The organism is Bacillus nakamurai, from assembly GCF_001584325.1.
Lineage (GTDB): Bacteria > Bacillota > Bacilli > Bacillales > Bacillaceae > Bacillus > Bacillus nakamurai.
Genome location: NZ_LSAZ01000005.1, coordinates 25,306 through 42,828, shown reverse-complemented (window position 1 = coordinate 42,828; position 17,523 = coordinate 25,306). Strand labels below are relative to the sequence as shown.

Annotated in this window: 20 protein-coding genes and 2 pseudogenes; 5 read left to right on the top strand and 17 right to left on the bottom strand. The window is 41.1% G+C overall.

Going from position 1 to position 17,523, the window contains the following annotated elements:
• Positions 1-58: 58 nt before the first annotated feature.
• Positions 59-937, bottom strand: a complete 879-nt coding sequence (locus AXI59_RS03195) for a YitT family protein (RefSeq protein ID WP_061527369.1) — start codon at positions 935-937, stop codon at positions 59-61.
• A 679-nt stretch (positions 938-1,616) separates the two neighbouring features.
• Here AXI59_RS03195 and AXI59_RS03190 point away from each other — a divergent pair.
• Positions 1,617-1,787: pseudogene (locus AXI59_RS03190) on the top strand (DUF255 domain-containing protein); the annotation flags it as partial.
• Between the two features lie 94 nt (positions 1,788-1,881).
• On the opposite strand, the gene arsC reads toward AXI59_RS03190, so the two are convergent.
• The 5 genes from arsC to AXI59_RS20700 all read right to left on the bottom strand — a co-directional run bounded on the left by arsC (position 1,882) and on the right by AXI59_RS20700 (position 4,873).
• The gene (gene arsC / locus AXI59_RS03185; protein WP_061527367.1) at positions 1,882-2,304 is read right to left on the bottom strand and encodes an arsenate reductase (thioredoxin); all 423 of its coding nucleotides are present in this window, start codon (positions 2,302-2,304) and stop codon (positions 1,882-1,884) included.
• A gap of 14 nt (positions 2,305-2,318) precedes the next feature.
• A complete protein-coding gene (acr3, locus tag AXI59_RS03180) occupies positions 2,319-3,359 on the bottom strand; it encodes an arsenite efflux transporter Acr3 (protein ID WP_061527366.1) in 1,041 nt (346 codons plus the stop codon).
• A 22-nt stretch (positions 3,360-3,381) separates the two neighbouring features.
• Positions 3,382-3,819 (bottom strand): ArsI/CadI family heavy metal resistance metalloenzyme, encoded by a 438-nt coding sequence (locus AXI59_RS03175; RefSeq protein WP_061527365.1) that lies wholly within the window; start codon positions 3,817-3,819, stop codon positions 3,382-3,384.
• Positions 3,820-3,874: 55 nt separating this feature from the next.
• Positions 3,875-4,192: an arsenical resistance operon transcriptional regulator ArsR gene (arsR, locus tag AXI59_RS03170; RefSeq protein ID WP_061527364.1), complete on the bottom strand. Its 318-nt coding sequence runs from the start codon at positions 4,190-4,192 to the stop codon at positions 3,875-3,877.
• Positions 4,193-4,480: 288 nt separating this feature from the next.
• Positions 4,481-4,873 (bottom strand): BclA C-terminal domain-containing protein, encoded by a 393-nt coding sequence (locus AXI59_RS20700; protein WP_338022779.1) that lies wholly within the window; start codon positions 4,871-4,873, stop codon positions 4,481-4,483.
• Between the two features lie 70 nt (positions 4,874-4,943).
• On the opposite strand from AXI59_RS20700, the gene AXI59_RS20695 reads away from it, so the two are divergent.
• Complete coding sequence (locus AXI59_RS20695) at positions 4,944-5,447, top strand: hypothetical protein (protein ID WP_338022778.1); 504 nt, start codon at positions 4,944-4,946, stop codon at positions 5,445-5,447.
• A 58-nt stretch (positions 5,448-5,505) separates the two neighbouring features.
• On the opposite strand, the gene AXI59_RS03160 is transcribed toward AXI59_RS20695, so the two are convergent.
• Both AXI59_RS03160 and AXI59_RS19665 read right to left on the bottom strand, forming a co-directional pair.
• Positions 5,506-5,853 (bottom strand): DUF3992 domain-containing protein, encoded by a 348-nt coding sequence (locus tag AXI59_RS03160; RefSeq protein ID WP_061527362.1) that lies wholly within the window; start codon positions 5,851-5,853, stop codon positions 5,506-5,508.
• A gap of 77 nt (positions 5,854-5,930) precedes the next feature.
• A complete protein-coding gene (locus AXI59_RS19665) occupies positions 5,931-6,602 on the bottom strand; it encodes a CotZ-related putative spore coat protein (protein WP_156476216.1) in 672 nt (223 codons plus the stop codon).
• A gap of 279 nt (positions 6,603-6,881) precedes the next feature.
• Between AXI59_RS19665 and AXI59_RS03155 the strand changes: the two genes are divergently transcribed.
• A complete protein-coding gene (locus tag AXI59_RS03155) occupies positions 6,882-7,706 on the top strand; it encodes a hypothetical protein (protein WP_061527361.1) in 825 nt (274 codons plus the stop codon).
• 4 nt (positions 7,707-7,710) lie between these two features.
• On the top strand, positions 7,711-9,780 hold the full coding sequence (locus AXI59_RS03150; protein ID WP_061527360.1) for a thioredoxin domain-containing protein: 2,070 nt from the start codon (positions 7,711-7,713) through the stop codon (positions 9,778-9,780).
• Here AXI59_RS03150 and AXI59_RS03145 read toward each other — a convergent pair.
• Positions 9,777-10,673, bottom strand: coding sequence for a CPBP family intramembrane glutamic endopeptidase (locus tag AXI59_RS03145; RefSeq protein ID WP_061527359.1), 897 nt, complete (start codon positions 10,671-10,673; stop codon positions 9,777-9,779). The two genes, AXI59_RS03150 and AXI59_RS03145, sit on opposite strands and share 4 nt — an antisense overlap.
• Positions 10,674-10,890: 217 nt before the next feature.
• Here AXI59_RS03145 and AXI59_RS03140 point away from each other — a divergent pair, with 217 nt between their 5' ends.
• On the top strand, positions 10,891-12,222 hold the full coding sequence (locus AXI59_RS03140) for an MFS transporter (protein WP_061522753.1): 1,332 nt from the start codon (positions 10,891-10,893) through the stop codon (positions 12,220-12,222).
• 32 nt (positions 12,223-12,254) lie between these two features.
• Here the strand turns inward: AXI59_RS03140 and AXI59_RS03135 are convergent, their stop codons facing one another.
• From AXI59_RS03135 to ssbA, 8 genes and pseudogenes are all read right to left on the bottom strand, one after another.
• Positions 12,255-12,635 (bottom strand): VOC family protein, encoded by a 381-nt coding sequence (locus AXI59_RS03135; RefSeq protein WP_061522752.1) that lies wholly within the window; start codon positions 12,633-12,635, stop codon positions 12,255-12,257.
• A gap of 50 nt (positions 12,636-12,685) precedes the next feature.
• Complete coding sequence (locus AXI59_RS03130; RefSeq protein ID WP_061527402.1) at positions 12,686-13,630, bottom strand: LacI family DNA-binding transcriptional regulator; 945 nt, start codon at positions 13,628-13,630, stop codon at positions 12,686-12,688.
• A gap of 64 nt (positions 13,631-13,694) precedes the next feature.
• A complete protein-coding gene (gene xth / locus AXI59_RS03125) occupies positions 13,695-14,453 on the bottom strand; it encodes an exodeoxyribonuclease III (protein WP_061527358.1) in 759 nt (252 codons plus the stop codon).
• 17 nt (positions 14,454-14,470) lie between these two features.
• A pseudogene (locus AXI59_RS03120) lies at positions 14,471-15,286 on the bottom strand (SPL family radical SAM protein).
• A 2-nt stretch (positions 15,287-15,288) separates the two neighbouring features.
• Positions 15,289-15,804 (bottom strand): methylated-DNA--[protein]-cysteine S-methyltransferase, encoded by a 516-nt coding sequence (locus AXI59_RS03115; protein ID WP_061527357.1) that lies wholly within the window; start codon positions 15,802-15,804, stop codon positions 15,289-15,291.
• Positions 15,801-16,382, bottom strand: coding sequence for a bifunctional transcriptional activator/DNA repair enzyme AdaA (locus AXI59_RS03110; RefSeq protein WP_082791713.1), 582 nt, complete (start codon positions 16,380-16,382; stop codon positions 15,801-15,803). The genes AXI59_RS03115 and AXI59_RS03110 overlap by 4 nt, the downstream gene beginning before the upstream one ends.
• Positions 16,383-16,683: 301 nt before the next feature.
• Entirely contained in the window at positions 16,684-16,923 is a 240-nt protein-coding gene (gene rpsR / locus AXI59_RS03105) for a 30S ribosomal protein S18 (protein ID WP_004392983.1), read from the bottom strand.
• Positions 16,924-16,966: 43 nt separating this feature from the next.
• Positions 16,967-17,485, bottom strand: coding sequence for a single-stranded DNA-binding protein SsbA (ssbA, locus tag AXI59_RS03100; RefSeq protein WP_003219228.1), 519 nt, complete (start codon positions 17,483-17,485; stop codon positions 16,967-16,969).
• Positions 17,486-17,523: the final 38 nt, after the last annotated feature.

Below are 17,523 nucleotides of genomic sequence, written 5' to 3'. Positions count from 1 at the left end.
GATAAAGAGTTACCGTTTAAAACGGTAACTCTCATTTAGTTATAAGTTATATTTTTTTCTAATGATTATTAAGTTTTCTAAAATTACTGCCCTTCACTTCAGCTACGTCATATACGGTAACAAAAGCATGTTTATCAATATCATTAATAATTTCCTTTAGTTTGGTTTCTTCTAAACGGTTGATGACACATGTGATTTCTTTAAATTTCTCGTGGGAAAAACCGCCGTAAGCTTCTTTATAGGTGGCGCTTCGGCCTAATTCATCACGTATTGTCTCAACCATTAATTCAGGTTGAGTGGTAATGATTTGAAAAGTTTTAGAACCGCTTAAACCTTCTTCAACAACATGAATGACTTTGGATGCAATGTAGTAAGCAATGACTGAAAGTAAAGCTCCTTGCAAGCCGAATACAGTAGAAACAAAAATAAACACAAAAATGTTTAGAAATAGAATGAGATCGCTCGTTCCAAACGGTAATTTTCGGGATAGCAGCACGGCAAGCATATCAATTCCATCTAGTGCGCCGCCATTGCGCAATGCCAACCCCATTCCCAATCCAAGGATAATCCCGCCAACAACAGTTATTAACAAGGTATCGCCCTCTATGATAGCTGGAGTGTGGTGAAAAAAACTTGTACCGGCAGCGAGTGAGGCGATTCCGATAATTGATAATAACGCAAAGCTTTTCCCAATTTGCTTATATCCTAACCAGACAAACGGTATATTTATCACTGCAATCAAAATCCCCAGCGGTAAATGAAACAGTTGTGAACCGACAATGCTGAGACCGGTCACCCCTCCATCAGATACACTGTTTGGAATCAATACTGTTTCTAATCCATATGCCGCTATAATCCCGCCAATAATGACCATGATGACTTGTACGATCTTTTTCACTTTAAATTTCTTATGTTTTTGCTTTTCGATTGTATTCATATCATTCCTCGTTTCAAATATTTTGTCTTATTTAAATATACCATAATAGATATTTTCAGTTAAAAACATGCTTTTATTTAGAAAAGTTTTATCACACTCTGATATTCGATTTTAGGTCATGCTGTATAAAAAGATTGGAACCGAGGAATTGCGGATCTTAAAGATAAGTTAACCATTTATGGCTTTGTACATTCAAACAGTACCTGTTGAGTCAGCCTTCTAAAAAGCAAAGCGCGAAAATAAGCCTGTTCCGGTCAGCAATCGGCTATTGGACTAGTCACTGGCAGCAGGTCACAAAAGTAACCAACAATTAACAAAATAAAGAAACACTTCATTTAAGTTAGTAAATTATTTATGAAATCCTCATTACTTTGTCAATAAGTATCCATATACCTAATAAACACAACTTTTCAGCATTTCTCCCAATGACTTGTTTTTCCCCTTTTTGACTCAAAGCTTCTTAATTAAACACACTGCAATCCAGTTAAAAATAGACTCAATAAAATGAGACAGATTTACAAAGATTTTACTCATATAATATTTTCAAAAAAGAATGTACATACCATTGAGATTAACTCATACAAACAAAAGTATCCGATCACAGTTAGATGAAAGTATTTTATTAAATAATTGTGGTACATTAAGGAAGAATGAAAACAAAATGAAAGAAGGTGATCCCATGCCAAATAAAAAAGTACCCAATAGTTTAATCACTGAGAAGTCACCATACTTACTCCAACACGCTCACAACCCGGTAAACTGGCATCCCTGGGGAGAAGAAGCCTTCGAAAAAGCAAAGCGCGAAAATAAGCCTGTTCTCGTCAGCATCGGCTATTCGACATGCCACTGGTGACATGTCTGTTAGAATAACCATCAAAAATTTACATCTTCTTTATGTTGATAAAAATAATAGCCATGGAGATTCCCCCACGGCTATTAAAATTCTATTCACCTGTTTCAGCAAATCGTTTTATACGTTCTCCAATTTCATCACGGACTCGTTGGAAGGTACTCCATTTTTGCTTTTCGGTTCCTTCTGCTTTTGCAGGATCATCAAAACCCCAATGGTCTCTTTTAACATGTGGTGGAGTCATGGGGCATTTATCTGCCGCATCACCGCATAATGTGACGACAAAATCAGCATTGTTTAGAATGTTAGGATTAATGATATCCGATGTTTGATTAGATACATCAATACCTATTTCCTTCATAGCTTTAACAGCATTAGGATTTAATCCATGTGCTTCTATTCCAGCGCTGTAAACTTCCCACACATCACTCAAATACTGTTTAGCCCATCCTTCAGCCATCTGGCTTCGGCAAGAGTTTCCTGTACAAAGGAAGTAAATAATTTTTTTATTCTTCATATATGATTCTCCCTTTACATGGAGTGATTTTGAAAGTATTTTCGTTGAAACCACAAAGCAACATTAACAAGTGCAATCATAACAGGTACTTCTACAAGCGGACCAATTACGGCGGCAAATGCTGCACCTGAATGAATTCCAAATACACCAACAGCTACAGCAATCGCTAATTCAAAGTTGTTGCTTCCTGCTGTAAAAGCTAATGTAGTAGTGACAGCGTAGTTTGCTCCAATTTTCTTTCCTAAAAAGAAGGAAACAAAGAACATCAAAACAAAGTAAATCAATAATGGAATCGCAACTCGAATAACATCTAACGGCAAGCTGACGATTACATCACCTTTCAAAGAAAACATGACGATAATTGTAAATAGCAAAGCAATTAACGTAATCGGGCTAATTTTAGGAATGAACACTTTTTCATACCATTCTTTTCCCTTCACTTTTACAAAAATATAACGTGTCAGCATTCCTGCAATAAAAGGAACTCCAAGGTAAATGAATACAGATTTTGCGACTTCCGACATCGTTATGTTAACGATAGCTCCTTCAATTCCTAACCATTGTGGAATAACCGTCACAAATACATAAGCATAAATTGAAAAGAAAAGCATTTGGAAAATTGAATTAAAAGCAACTAATCCTGCCGCATATTCCGTATCACCTTTTGATAAGTCATTCCAAACAATAACCATCGCAATACAGCGAGCTAATCCAATCATAATAAGTCCAATCATATACTCCGGTTTATCTGGCAAAAAGATGATAGCCAAAACAAACATCAGAACCGGCCCGATGATCCAGTTTTGTACTAATGACAAAATTAACACTTTAATATCTTTAAATACCCGCCCAATTTCTTCATAACGAACTTTTGCTAAAGGAGGATACATCATTAGTATTAAACCAATAGCTAAAGGAACGGATGTAGTTCCGACTTGTAACTTGTTTAATCCACCAACAAAACCCGGAAATATAAAACCTAATCCTATCCCTAATGCCATCGCAAGAAAAATCCAGAGGGTTAAATAGCGATCTAACAAAGATAAACGTTTCATCACTTAATCCTCACCTTTCATATTAACAGCTTGAGTTCGTTGTATTTTCACTTGGTGTTACACAACAAGAGGAGGAATTTTGTTTTTGAAAATCACTATCTGATTTGGTAAAGAAAAATTCCCATTCATTCCCGTCAGGATCAGTAATCCAAAATTTATCTTGGACTGCATAACAACAAGTCGTATCCATTTCTTCACGCGCAAAAAACCCCTCTTTTTCAAGCCTTTCCTTGTGGCTCAAGACTTCATCCAAACCATCTACTTGGAATCCAAAGTGATTCACTTGATTTCCCTTTACGTCATCACAAGCATTTAAAGTGAAGTTTAATCCAGGAGTTTCTAATAAAAATTTTGCATAGTCCGTTTTTACTTTTACAGGCTTTACTCCAAAGACCTTTTGATAAAAATCAATCGATTTCTCCAAACTGACAACATTAATCCCTACATGAACAAATTTCATAATAATTCCTCCTCTTATATATTAATCAAAGAAATTTGATTTAATGCTTAAAAGTTTAACAACAATCTCCTTCACCTTTTTTTCTAAATACACAACAAAGTTCTTCAGATAATAAATTATTTACCTCATTGTCATTTAAATCATAATAGCTCCATGTTCCCTTTGTTTCTTTGGTAATTAAGTTGGCATCTAATAAAATTTTAAGATGATAAGAAAGTTTAGATTGTGTCATCTCAAAGATTTCAGTCAGATCGCAAACACAGGTTTTTCCCCTTTGACAAAGTTCATACATGATCTCTAATCGTTTCTGATCAGAAAGAGCTTTAAATTTTTGTTCATATCTCTGAAGTAATTCTGTTTTCGTCTCATTCATCATATCGCCTTCTTTAATCAATTTTTTTTGATGTATTTATCATACTCAGGATTTTTCAATAAATGCAACGAAATAAATCAATTTTTTTTGATTAATTATTAAAACCCCTAAAAACTTGTGTAACCAGATAGGGGTTTTCTTTTTTTAAATATTTTCTTCATTACATCAAGGTTACCACTGGTGCCACGTCTGTTAGAATAACCAAAAAACTTGCATATATAATCTGAACTATGATGTAACTAAAGGACAAATAAAAAAAGGAACTCAGTTGAATTCCTTTGATTGTTTTTAGTTTAAACGAATAATAGATAAAGCTGCTCCTGTTGATCCCCCGCCTAAAAGTATAACTGTAGCTGCTACTCCGAATAATTGAAGAGATATTCTGTCCCCCGCATTCAAAGTCGCAAACACATCATCATTGTAACTCGAAGTCGATATCGCCGGAGAAATGATTGAACCCGGTATTGGGTCACCATTAAGCATTAATCTAGAACCAGCAAGCAATGAAAGAGTGGTATTGATTTGATATGAGAGATAATAACGTCCAGCCACTGGTACAGTAAACATATTATTACCTCCATTTACTGCAAATCCATCTAAGCTTTGATTGTTCGGTAAAGGAACCGTTGAACCACCCAGCAAAACTACAATTGTACTGCCAACTGTATTAGATGCATACATAGAATTCCCAGTTATACTTTCGCCTGTTGCTCCCGTTATTCCGGTTACTCCGGTGGCTCCTGTTACTCCAGTGGCTCCTGTTACTCCGGTGGCTCCGGTTGACCCTGTTACTCCGGTTGACCCTGTTATTCCGGTTGACCCTGTTACTCCCGTTATTCCAGTTGCTCCTGTTATTCCGGTAGCTCCTGTTATTCCAGTTGCTCCTGTTATTCCAGTGGCTCCCGTTACTCCGGTTGCCCCCGTTACTCCGGTTGACCCTGTTACTCCGGTTGACCCTGTTATTCCGGTTGACCCTGTTACTCCCGTTATTCCAGTTGCTCCTGTTATTCCGGTAGCTCCTGTTATTCCAGTTGCTCCTGTTATTCCAGTTGCTCCCGTTACTCCGGTTGCCCCCGTTACTCCGGTTGACCCTGTTACTCCGGTTGACCCTGTTATTCCGGTTGACCCTGTTACTCCCGTTATTCCAGTTGACCCTGTTACTCCGGTGGCTCCTGTTATTCCAGTTGCTCCTGTTACTCCGGTGGCTCCTGTTGCTCCGGTGGCTCCCCCTCTGCCTCCACATGCGTTAAGTTGAGCGCACATTTCTGTCACTACTTTCAGCAAAAGTTTGTGATTTCAAAGATGTAAACTCATTAATATTGATAATTAAGTGAGAAAGAAACGGTTACATTTGCAGTACCCGTACCTCCGGCTCCTACAATACCTATTGAGTTGATATCATTTAAGGTGATTGATCTACTTTCCCCTGGTGCTACTGTAAATCCAGCTACCGCAGTTCCGTTAACTGTAAGCGATGCTGTAGGTCCTACCCCTACAATCCCATTGTTTTCTACCATTATTGTTCCATTTATAACATAAGAAGTACCATCTTCCCAAATTGGTGTAGCTACACCTCCTGTATCCCCTAAATCAATCGTGAAACATACAGCATCGTTTACAAAGCCTGTTTGCTCATTACTACAACCACCTAAATTCGCCATTATTATCCTCCTCATTTCATTTTATCTTTATAAAGATATGTTTTAAGTAACAAATTCGATTGGATAATCAACCTAAATTAAAAACATCTATTAGCCTTTTTAATGTGATTCAACTGAACCTCTATTAGACCATGTAATATTTTTTTTGATGAATCGACACTAAGACATTCGAGATCTTTAACCGTAATGGCACAGCTTTCTCCCTTTTTTACACTTAATGAGTATAAGTACTCTTTAGTCTGGAGATTAATTTTAATAGTAGAATTCTTATTATCTTTATGATGGAGAGTAACTGTAGCAGTATTAGCAAAATTAGATTCATTGTTCCATAAGATGCTTGATTTTTTTTCAGTTGTCGAAAAACAAATTCTAAATTTATCTTTTATATTTGTTTTTAAAACCAAATAATCATAAACAGGAATTTTAAGTATACCCATCCCACAGAAGCACGAAATATCAATTAAAATACGTGAATTCGAACGATATAAAGCTCTATTAGTACATATTGAATTCAAACAACAAGGAACAAGTAATTCCAAAACAACACAATTTCGCGGTTCATTCACCGAAATAACTGTAAAATAACATGTCTTAAAAGAATGACCATTTGATAAGTCAGATGCAAAAAAATGTTCACCCTCTCGAGTAATTAGAAAAAAAGGATTTATACAGGAACATTTCTGAACAATTTCTAATTTTTTATTAATATTATGGATTTCTTTTAGCTTTTTAATAATAAAGTTCGTCAATCTGAACCAGCCCAATTCATTACCTAAGGTTAAAGTAGCTTTTTATAATTTATATTATGTGTCACGAAACTAATTGTGCATTTGTGATGGAGATTTATCGAAACACTTTCACCTCATTTTTTTTACGAGTTGTACTTGGTGCTACGTCTGCTAAACTAATAATATATTAAGATCCTTAAACAAGACATTTAAAACCCAACCGTGAAAAGTTTTGCAATTGTTCTTTATGAATCGCACCGCATTACATAATCACGAATAAACATGAAAAGAGTGTAAGAATTGCAAATAGATTGGTCTACTGTAATCTCAGTCTCAATACCTCTTTTAGCAGCTACATCTGGGCAAATAATTGCACATCAACTTACACAAAAAAGAGAGAAACAAAAACATAATAAAGAATGTTTTCAAAACCTTTATTCTCCAATCATGTTTCTTATAAATGATTACATTACTGCAGAGGCATTAAAAGTAATCTTAATGAATGAAGAGAATTGCAGTGAGGAAGAATTCGAAGAAAAGGCTAAAGATACTTATTTTAATCCCGATAGAATTTTTGATGAAATTTTAAATTTATTTAGTCTTAATTTGAGGTATGCAAACCATGATCTTATTTCCCATTTCTATGATGTTAAGGTTTTATTTCAAATGGAAAGAATCAGGGAGATTGATGGTGTTAGATTAGGAGAACGAATTGAATTTTGTTATAGATTTTTACAAGATTATTTAAAATATGCTGAAGACCTGAGTATATTATTGCCTAGAAAAATTAATACTGATCTTTTTTTTATTTCGATATATAAAATATTAGACTACTGCAATTGTTTTAACCTATCAAGAGGACTTATCAAAGACCACATTCTTTTAGATCATCTTAGCCAAAATAACAAACTCACAAAACAAGCAGCAAAAATTTTAAAGAATATTGAACGCAATAACAGCAAAAGATATGACAGAATAAAAATATACACAAAAGCCTTTGAATTCCTTAACGATCTTTGTAGCAATATTGATAAGATTTTACCTGATATCGCAGAAGTTTGGAGAGCTGAAATTGAAAATTGTAAGCAACACAAATTAAAATTGTTGTGTAAAGAAAGAAGGTGATCCCATGCCAAATAAAAAAGTACCCAATAGATTAATCACTGAGAAGTCACCGTACTTACTCCAACATGCCTACAACCCCGTGAATTGGTTCCCATGGGGAGAAGAAGCCTTTGAAAAAGCAAAACGCGAAAACAAGCCGGTTCTTATCAGCATCGGCTATTCGACATGCCACTGGTGTCACGTCATGGCGCACGAATCCTTTGAGGATGAAGAAATCGCCGGCATCTTAAATGATAAATTCATAGCCATTAAGGTTGATCGCGAGGAGCGGCCGGATGTGGATTCGGTGTATATGAGAATCTGCCAGCTGATGACGGGGCAGGGCGGGTGGCCGCTGAATGTGTTTGTTACGCCTGATCAGAAGCCGTTTTACGCGGGGACGTATTTTCCGAAGACGAGCAAATTTAACCGTCCGGGGTTTATTGATGTGCTTGAACATCTGTCCGAGACGTTTGCGAATGATCGGCAGCATGTAGAGGATATAGCAGAAAATGCGGCCGCTCATCTTGAGGTGAAAGCCCATCAAAACGAGGGCATGCTCGGCGAACAGGCCGTTCATGACACTTTCCGCCAGCTCGCCGGCGGATTTGATACGGTGTATGGCGGATTCGGCCAGGCGCCGAAGTTTCCGATGCCTCATATGCTCATGTTTCTGCTCCGCTATTACAGCTATACAGACAAAGAGCAGGCATTGGCCAGCGTGACAAAAACACTCGACAGCATGGCAAATGGCGGCATTTTCGACCATATCGGCTTTGGCTTTGCGCGTTACTCGACCGATAATGAATGGCTCGTGCCCCATTTCGAGAAAATGCTGTATGACAACGCCCTGCTTCTGACAGCTTATACAGAGGCCTATCAAGTCACGCGAAATGAGCGTTACAGACAGGTTGCCAAGCAGATCATTACATTTATTCAACGGGAAATGATGCATGAAGACGGCAGCTTTTTCTCGGCTTTAGATGCCGATACGGAGGGCAAAGAGGGGAAATATTACATATGGTCGAGGAATGAAGTATTAGACCTTTTGGGGGACGAACTCGGCTCGCTTTATTGCAACGTATATAACATCACGGAAAAAGGCAATTTCGAAGGGGAAAATATTCCTAACCTCATTTTCACACGGCTGGAAGACATTCTGAAAGAGACGGGCCTGTCAAAACATGAACTTAGCAAACGGCTTGAAGACGCAAGGCAGAAGCTGCTCAATGCCCGCGAAAACAGACCCTATCCGCACGTGGATGACAAAGTGCTGACTTCATGGAACGCGCTCATGATTGCCGGACTTGCGAAAGCCGCAAAGGTATTTCACGAGCCAGACTATCTCGGCATGGCCGAAACAGCCGTCCGTTTTCTTGAACAGCATCTCATGCCGAACGGGCGCGTCATGGTCCGTTATCGTGACGGAGAAGTGAAAAACAAAGGGTTTATCGATGACTATGCCTTTCTCACTTGGGCTTATATCGAGCTGTATGAGTGCGGTTTTGACACCTCTTATTTACAAAAAGCAAAAGAATTATGTAAGGGCATGCTTCATTTATTTTGGGATAACCAGCACGGCGGGTTTTACTTCACAGGCGATGATGCCGAAACCCTCCTTGTCAGAGAAAAAGAAGTCTATGACGGCGCCGTGCCTTCAGGAAACAGTATGGCTGCCGTACAGCTTCTGCGTCTCGGCCGCCTGACGGGTGAGTTATCGCTGATCGAAAAAGCGGAAACCATGTTTTCTGTATTCAAACGAGAAATTGAAGCCTATCCAAGCAGTAACGCTTTCTTTATGCAAAGCGTGCTGGCACATACGATGACTCATAAAGAAATCGTTATTTTCGGCAGCAAAAATGACCCGGACAGGAAGCGTTTCATAGAGGCTCTTCAGCAGCATTTCACACCTGCATACACGGTTCTCGCCGCAGAGAAACCGGAAGATCTCAAGGGCATTGCCGATTTGGCAGCGGAATATCAAATCATCGATGGCAAAACGACGGTTTACATTTGTGAGAACTTCGCGTGCCGCCAGCCGACGACAGACATTGATGAAGCCATGAAGACATTACACATAAGCAGCAGGGATTAAATTCCTTGCTGCTTTTTTTCCTTCTTATGAAAATATAACGCAATGCAAGCAAATATAACGTTCACGGCCAGCGTGGATAAACCATCATACACCTCATGAGTACCGCTATATAAAAAGAGAGAAGGAATCCCGCTGTACACGCTGTGATCCTCGGTGAGAAATATGGCTAAAAACATATTATTCGCTGCATGCCCGCCAAGCGACAGCTCCATACTTCCCGTTTTAATACTGATGAAGGTCCATATCATCCCGATTGCTAGATAGCCAACCGCCATCCAGAAAGCCCCTTTATCCATTTCCGGATTTGCAAAATGCAGAGCGCCGAATACCCCTCCTACGATAACCGTCAGAACGAATGTATGATTCGTCAGTTTACCGGCAAACTGAAGCAAAAAGCCCCGAAACAGAAATTCTTCCGCAGATGTCTGAAACGGAACCAAAAAGAGAGCTGCCCCTAACAGCCATAAAAAGCGAGGCGTATGGAATTCCTGCAATGCGAAACTCTCACTATTTATCGTAAAATCAATCAGCTCCGCTATGATCATTAAAATAAAATAGGTGCTGAATCCAAAGATAATTTTCTTCCAATTCAATGCCTGATTCGGCGTGATTAAAGAGAGGAAACGGCGTTTCAAAATAAAACGAACGGCCAGCCACATGCCTGGAATCACGATAAAATACACGATATGCTGCAAATAAAAAGCAACCAGCGGATCACTTAGCACTGCCTCATCCCAATCCATTGTCAGTGACGGATTTACAATGGTAGAGAAAAACATAAAAAAGACCGTCACTATACTTCCAAAAAAGAATAAACCGACAATTAATAATAAAGAAAGAAGATATCTCCAAACACTATTTTTGCCTTCTAAAGGCCGTATAAATGTATTCATTTTTATGTATCAGCTTCCTTTCTTTGTGTATTTTACTATATAAACAGTATCCTATATAGGAAAATTTTATAAGTTTTTAAGAAAAAAGCGCTATTCCGTTTCCTCTGGCTCTGGTTATTTAAACTCTTTTTTCGAGACTGAAAGACCATTATAATGTATTTGCAGGATTAAATTTACAGTATTTTCTGATTACAACAGCCAAATCAGGGGGTTTTTTATGAAAAATCAGCCATTCTCAAACGTCGCGAACCGATTAGACCGTCTCCCCATTTCGCGTGTGCACTACCAAGTGTTAACCGCTCTCGGCATCATTTATTTCTTCGACCTTGCCGATCTTTTTACGCTCAGCAATGTCGCTCCGGCGCTGATTGAGCATTGGGGCGTGAAGCTGTCCACCATTGCCGATATCACGGCTGCATCATTTTTAGGCATGTTTCTGGGCGCCTCACTCGGCGGAAGATTGTCCGATCGAATAGGCCGAAAAAAAGCTCTCAACTGTTTTGTCCTTATCTTTTCAATCTCATCCTTTTTAAATGCATTAGCCTGGGATATCCCTTCCTTAATGATGTTCCGTTTTCTGACCGGACTCGGCGTCGCAGCAGCGATGATTGTGACAAACAGCTATCTGGCGGAATTTTTCCCTTCCTCTGTGCGCGGGAAATACATCTCCTTTTGTGCAATGATCGGGTTAATAGGCGTTCCCGTCACAAATGTCGTGTCCGCTTTTGTAATCCCATTAGGCTCATGGGGATGGCGGCTTGTCTTTGTATGGGGAGCCGTCGGCCTTATTTATTTCTTCTTTATCCGCCGGCTTGAGGAATCACCGCGCTGGCACGAGAACCGCGGCTCTTACGATACAGCGGACGCCATTATGAACCGGATTGAAGCACGTGTGGAGCAAGAAAAAGGCCCGCTTCCCGCACCAAAGGAAGCAGCAGCTCCGCACACCGTCAAGCATGCGGGCTACTTAGGCCTGTTTCAAGGAAGAAACTTAAAAATCACCATTATCCTGTCCGCAGTCTGGATTCTTGAAACCTTTGGCTTTTACGGCTTTGCTTCATGGGTGCCCAGTTTATTAAAAAGCAATGGCATTACCATGGAAAAAACGCTCTGGTACAATGTGCTTCACTCTGTCGGCGCTCCGCTTGGCGCATTGCTCGGATCAATGATATCCGAAAGATTTCAGCGAAAATGGATTTTAGCAGCAAGCGCCTTTCTGACCGCGATCGCGGGTCTTTTATACGGAATGACGTTTATTCCCGTCATGATTATTGTCTTCGGATTTATCGTCAACATCACGGAACGGATTTTCACATCAAACTTATACGCATACACATCCGAACCGTATCCTACCGAATACCGCTCGTCAGGCAGCGGATTGGCGTACGGACTCGGCCGTTTTTCAAATATATTCGGCTCCTTGCTGGTCGGTTTTATTGCTGTAAAGCTTGGCTATATCAGCGTCTTTGTTTTCATAGGCGGCTGCTGGCTTTTATGTTCCGTTCTGTTAATCCTCTTCGGTCCGAAAACAAACGCACAGCAAATCTGATAAGAAAAACAGTGCGGGCTCTCTCCGCACTGTTACACTGTAATTTCTATCAAATTGCCTTCCCAATCCTCTATCACACTCTCATAATAACCGTCACCCGTCACTCGCGGGCCGCTCATAACCTTAAAACCGTCTTTTTTAAAGGTTTCCGTCAGTTCGTTTACCCGCTCCTTGCTGCCAGTTGAAAATGCGAGATGCGCCCACCCCGTCATGTCCTGCGAAGGGGTCTCATTCACGTCACCTTTTTTCATAATTTCCAGCCTGCATCCGGAGTCAAACGAAATAAAATATGATTTAAAATCTTTTTTCTCATTATGATAAAGGTCATTCGCTTTTCCTTGAAAGTATTTCTCATAGAACTCTTTCATCCGCTCTAAATCCTTGACCCATATGGCCGCATGCTCAATTCGCATCTTCATCCTCCCTTTCCTTATCAATCTAGTTATAACGCATGAAACCCATTTCAGCTCAAGTGTTTTTCCCTGTGAAATTGATGCATAATTTGTTTTTTGGCCATATTCCTGTGTAAAAACAAAGAAAAAGCCTCTTTGCCGACCCGTTCTAAATGAAGCTCCAAGGAAGGGATGTTCAAAGCCCGGCTGACGCTTAGATTCCCCTCACCGATGATCTCCACATCCCATTTTTGTCTTTGTGCAAATTGATATAAGCCGGCGGCAACGTCATCACTGTGGGCATATATGGCCGTCGGGGCCTGGTTGAAGCTGTAAAAATGCGCGCCGGCACGCTCTCCGTCGTCCATATTATGACAGCCGACCAGAATACGGTCATCATCAAGAGGACCGAAAACAGCCTCATATGCGTTTACTTTATCCGCCGTGCTTGGGCTTTTTGCCGGTTCCCGAACACAGGTAAAAGCGACGTTCTGATGCCCGCGGCTTTTTAAATACTGAAAACTTTCTCTGAATGCTGATTGCCTGTCATTATAAGCGCATGGGATATCCTGATGCCGCGTATATTCACAGGCGACAACGGGCCCGTATTCAAGATACGGAACCACTGTTTCCCATTCATTTGCGCGGGATGTAACAATCAGTCCGTCAATTTTTTTCATTTTCAACAGCTCGAAATATTTTATTTCAATATCGGGGTCGTAATTGGTGGGGAGAAGGGTTGTCACATAGTCATGAGCAAAAGCTTCTTTGGTGATACCGTTTACAATTTTATCAAAGCAAGGATGGTCGCTGTAAGGCAGAATCACGCCGAGCGTATTGGTCTTTCCGCGAATGAGATCAATGGCAGTGCGATTGGGCGTATAATCCAATTCCTTCATCACTTGATGCACAAGCCGCCTTTTCTCTTCAGACACATACGGATGATGATTTAACACGCGTGACACGGTGGCTACCGACACATTCGCCAATTTCGCAATCTCTTTTATATTTGCCATGTGCTCCTCCATTTTCGATGATAAAAAAAGCAGCAAGAGTGTAAAAACTCTTACTGCTATCTCATCATAAATCAATTGTAATTTCAACAGGGCAATGGTCAGAACCCATAACCCCGTTACAAATATTCGCTTCTCTGATCCGTTCCTTCAGCCTGTCCGAAACGATAAAATAGTCAAGGCGCCAGCCGATATTGTTATCCCGTGCATTCAGCCGGTAAGACCACCAGGAATACGCCCCTTCCAGATCGGGATACAAATAGCGGAATGAATCGGTAAATCCGCCTTCTAGCAATGCGGTAAAGGCTTCCCGCTCCTGATCGGAGAAACCGGCGTTCTTCCGGTTGGCTTTCGGATTCTTCAAGTCAATCTCCCGGTGCGCCACGTTCAAATCACCGCATAAAATGACAGGCTTTTTCCGATCAAGCTCCTGCAAATAAGCCTTAAAATCCGCTTCCCATTGAAGCCGATAATCAATACGTTCCAATCCTCGTTTAGCATTTGGCGTGTAGCAGTTGACAACGTACATATTATCAAACTCAAGCGTAATCACTCTGCCCTCTTGATCATGCTCTTCTTTTCCCAATCCGTACGATACACAAAGCGGTTCTTGTTTTGAAAAAACAGCGGTGCCCGAGTACCCTTTTTTCTCTGCATAATTCCAGTATGCATGATATCCCTCAGGCTGCAATGATACCTGTCCGTCCTGTACTTTTGTTTCTTGCAGACACAGAATATCTGCTGCTTCCTCCTGTACATATGCATTCATATCCATTTTTTTCATCACGGCCCGCAAGCCGTTGACATTCCAAGAAATCAGTTTCATTTTTCCCCTCCCGATGTTCACGGCAAAAATCCGTCACGGCTCACATACAGCCGATCCTGTGAAAAAACGTCTGCCATTCTGTTATATACTTTACGGTAAGCACAGGGAGAGTACCAATCCCGCATATCCAATTCCTCATAGATCGATTCAATTCCCAGCTGCCTTGTCCGCTTGCCGCCGCTTCCGTCTCCCATAAAATAATCATCAATGCAAACACGGGAGACGTACGGCGCGAGTTTTTGCGGAAATGCTTCTGTGCTTGGCAAAATGGGCGCAACCGCCGCTTGAACCGGAATCCCCGCTTCAGAAAGAATTTTCAGCGTATGAAGCCTTCCTTGAATTGAAGGCGCCTCTGGAGCAAAACCCCTTCGTATGTCCTCTCTGTCCGTTTCAACGGTTATGCTGACTCTGACTCTATCCTTTAACCTGCCTAACAGATCAATATCCCTCTGAACAAGCGGACTTCTGGTTTGCACCAATAAGAAATCCGGCTGATTGACCGACATGACCTCTAATAGTGATCGCGTAATCCTCTCTCGATGTTCAATCGGCTGGTATGGATCAGTACTGGAGGACATAAAAATCGTGACTCTTCCTTTTTTCTTCGTCCTTGTGAGTTCTTTCTCCAGAAGTTCCGCAGCCCCCTGCTTAATGTCGGCCCATGTTCCCCATTCTTCTTTTCGGAACGACGAAACAGGCATGCGCCTCACATAACAGTAAGAACAGCCAAATGTACAGCCTGTATAGGGATTTAGCGTGTGGCTGTATCCTGATTAAAATCCTGAACCCTTGTTTAACAATGTTTTCGGCTGTTTATATAATAAGTGCTTCACCGTTAAACCTGCCTGCCTTCTAATGCCAGCAATTGCTTTTTCATTTCTAAGCCGCCTCTGAACCCGGTTAGTTTCCCATTTTTCCCGATGACACGGTGGCATGGAACTGTAATTAACACAGGATTCGCACCGATTGCGGCACCCACGGCTCTGACAGCTTGCGGTCTATGAATCTTTTCCGCTACGTCAGAGTAGGAGAATGTCTCCCCGTACGGTATGTCCTGAAGCGCCCTCCATACAGCAAGCTGAAACTCCGTCCCGCGAAGATCAAGCGGCAGTGAAAATGTTGATCTGCCGTTTTTGATATAATCGCGCAGTTCAGCTGTGTAAGGCTCCAGTTTTTCATCATCACGCACCAATCTGCCATGCGGCATTGTTTTGTCGGTCCACTGCTTTAATTCATTCAGATCCCCATGATTCGAGCCGATAAAGCAAAGGCCCTTGGAGGTGGCAGCCATATATAAACTCCAATCATTCCATGTGAATAACGTCCAATATACAACCATTTCTTTATTCATGATTGAACCTCCTTTTCCTTTGTTTGTGATTTTCTGTACTCCGTTGGCGAGCTTCCCGTTTTCTTCTTAAAAAGAGTCGCAAAATGGGCAGTGTTCGGAATGCCGACAGCCAACCCGATCTCCAAGACTGTCTTATCAGTCAGCTTCAAAAGGTGCTCTGCCGCTGTTATTCTTATTTTCTGTATATATTCAGCCGGAGTCATGCCCCTGACTTTTTTAAATGTCCGCTGTAAATGGTACGGGCTTCCGTGACACATATCAGCTAACGTCTCCAAAGTAAGTGATTCATGATAATGGCTGTCGATATACTCAGTGATTTGCGTGACCCACTCTTCATCAGGCAAACGGAGTCCGTTCGGCCGACATCTTTTGCACGGACGAAAGTGTTCCGCGAGTGCCTCATCCGCTGTTTGAAATACCACCACATTTTCTTTATTCGGAACTCTGGATTTACAAGAAGGCCGACAGAAAATCCCCGTCGTTTTCACCGCATAATAAAACGTTCCATCATAGGAAGAATCATTGTGAACGATCGCGTCCCACTTTTCCTCCGTCAGGACAAGTCTTTCTGATTCCATCTGAATCACCTCCTCCTTCAGTATAAACAAATACAGTACGTATGTACGCATTTTTGAATGGGAGAGCAAGACAACAAAGATTATCTTTATGGAAACCGCAGCGAGGTATTTTGGATTTTTATCAATGTTTCATGTGAAACACTCATTACACCACTATTTCGAAGCAATTGGAAGGAAAGAAACGGATAAGAGGGGACAATTGAAAGGCGCAATTCCCGGAGACAAGGGATCGGGGAGATGCAGCTTTATCAATCAAAAAAAGAGCAGGAACCCAAGGGCCCTTGCTCTTTTATCTATCGGCTTACTCGCCAGTTACGTATGGAAGTAAAGCCATTTGACGTGCGCGTTTGATCGCGATAGTCAATTTACGTTGGTATTTTGCGTTTGTTCCAGTTACACGGCGAGGTAAGATTTTACCACGCTCAGAAACAAACTTTCTAAGAAGATCTACATCTTTGTAATCGATGTGCGTAATGCCGTTAGAAGTGAAGTAACAAACCTTACGGCGTTTCGCACGACCGCCTCTGCGTCCTCCTGCCATTGTCATTTCCCACCTTTCCTGTTATGAATATAGCGATAATCTATTAGAACGGAAGATCATCGTCCGAGATGTCAATCGGCTTGCCGTCGTTGGCAAATGGATCATCATTAAAGCTGTTCCCTTGATTTCGTCTCTGGTTATTCTGATTTCCGCCGAACGGATTATCATTTTGGCCTCCGCCAAAGTACTGGCCTCCGCCGCTGTTTCCTTCGTTGTATCCACCTGAACCAGAACCGCCGCCGTTTTTAGGCTCAAGAAATTGAACACTTTCAGCTTGGACTTCGGTCACGAAGACACGTTGTCCCTGCTGGTTTTCATAGTTTCTTGTCTGCAGTCGGCCGTCTACGCCTGCAAGGCTTCCTTTTTTAAGGAAGTTTGCAACGTTTTCGGCTTGTCTTCTCCAAGTGACACAATTAATGAAATCGGCTTCACGTTCTCCGGACTGATTCGTGAATGTACGATTCACAGCAAGAGTAAACGTGGCAACAGCCGCACCGTTTGGCGTATAACGAAGCTCTGGGTCTTTTGTCAGTCTTCCGACTAATACAACTCGGTTAAGCATAAGAAAGACCACCTTTTAACATTATATATTTCAAATTG

Coding starts and splice junctions, on each gene's coding strand:
- AXI59_RS03195 (WP_061527369.1), bottom strand. CDS start 937: ATGAATACAATCGAAAAGCAAAAACATAAGAAATTTAAAGTGAAAAAG.
- arsC (WP_061527367.1), bottom strand. CDS start 2,304: ATGAAGAATAAAAAAATTATTTACTTCCTTTGTACAGGAAACTCTTGC.
- acr3 (WP_061527366.1), bottom strand. CDS start 3,359: ATGAAACGTTTATCTTTGTTAGATCGCTATTTAACCCTCTGGATTTTT.
- AXI59_RS03175 (WP_061527365.1), bottom strand. CDS start 3,819: ATGAAATTTGTTCATGTAGGGATTAATGTTGTCAGTTTGGAGAAATCG.
- arsR (WP_061527364.1), bottom strand. CDS start 4,192: ATGAATGAGACGAAAACAGAATTACTTCAGAGATATGAACAAAAATTT.
- AXI59_RS20700 (WP_338022779.1), bottom strand. CDS start 4,873: ATGTATGCATCTAATACAGTTGGCAGTACAATTGTAGTTTTGCTGGGT.
- AXI59_RS03160 (WP_061527362.1), bottom strand. CDS start 5,853: ATGGCGAATTTAGGTGGTTGTAGTAATGAGCAAACAGGCTTTGTAAAC.
- AXI59_RS03150 (WP_061527360.1), top strand. CDS start 7,711: ATGCCAAATAAAAAAGTACCCAATAGATTAATCACTGAGAAGTCACCG.
- AXI59_RS03145 (WP_061527359.1), bottom strand. CDS start 10,673: ATGAATACATTTATACGGCCTTTAGAAGGCAAAAATAGTGTTTGGAGA.
- AXI59_RS03140 (WP_061522753.1), top strand. CDS start 10,891: ATGAAAAATCAGCCATTCTCAAACGTCGCGAACCGATTAGACCGTCTC.
- AXI59_RS03135 (WP_061522752.1), bottom strand. CDS start 12,635: ATGCGAATTGAGCATGCGGCCATATGGGTCAAGGATTTAGAGCGGATG.
- AXI59_RS03130 (WP_061527402.1), bottom strand. CDS start 13,630: ATGGCAAATATAAAAGAGATTGCGAAATTGGCGAATGTGTCGGTAGCC.
- xth (WP_061527358.1), bottom strand. CDS start 14,453: ATGAAACTGATTTCTTGGAATGTCAACGGCTTGCGGGCCGTGATGAAA.
- AXI59_RS03115 (WP_061527357.1), bottom strand. CDS start 15,804: ATGAATAAAGAAATGGTTGTATATTGGACGTTATTCACATGGAATGAT.
- AXI59_RS03110 (WP_082791713.1), bottom strand. CDS start 16,382: ATGGAATCAGAAAGACTTGTCCTGACGGAGGAAAAGTGGGACGCGATC.
- rpsR (WP_004392983.1), bottom strand. CDS start 16,923: ATGGCAGGAGGACGCAGAGGCGGTCGTGCGAAACGCCGTAAGGTTTGT.
- ssbA (WP_003219228.1), bottom strand. CDS start 17,485: ATGCTTAACCGAGTTGTATTAGTCGGAAGACTGACAAAAGACCCAGAG.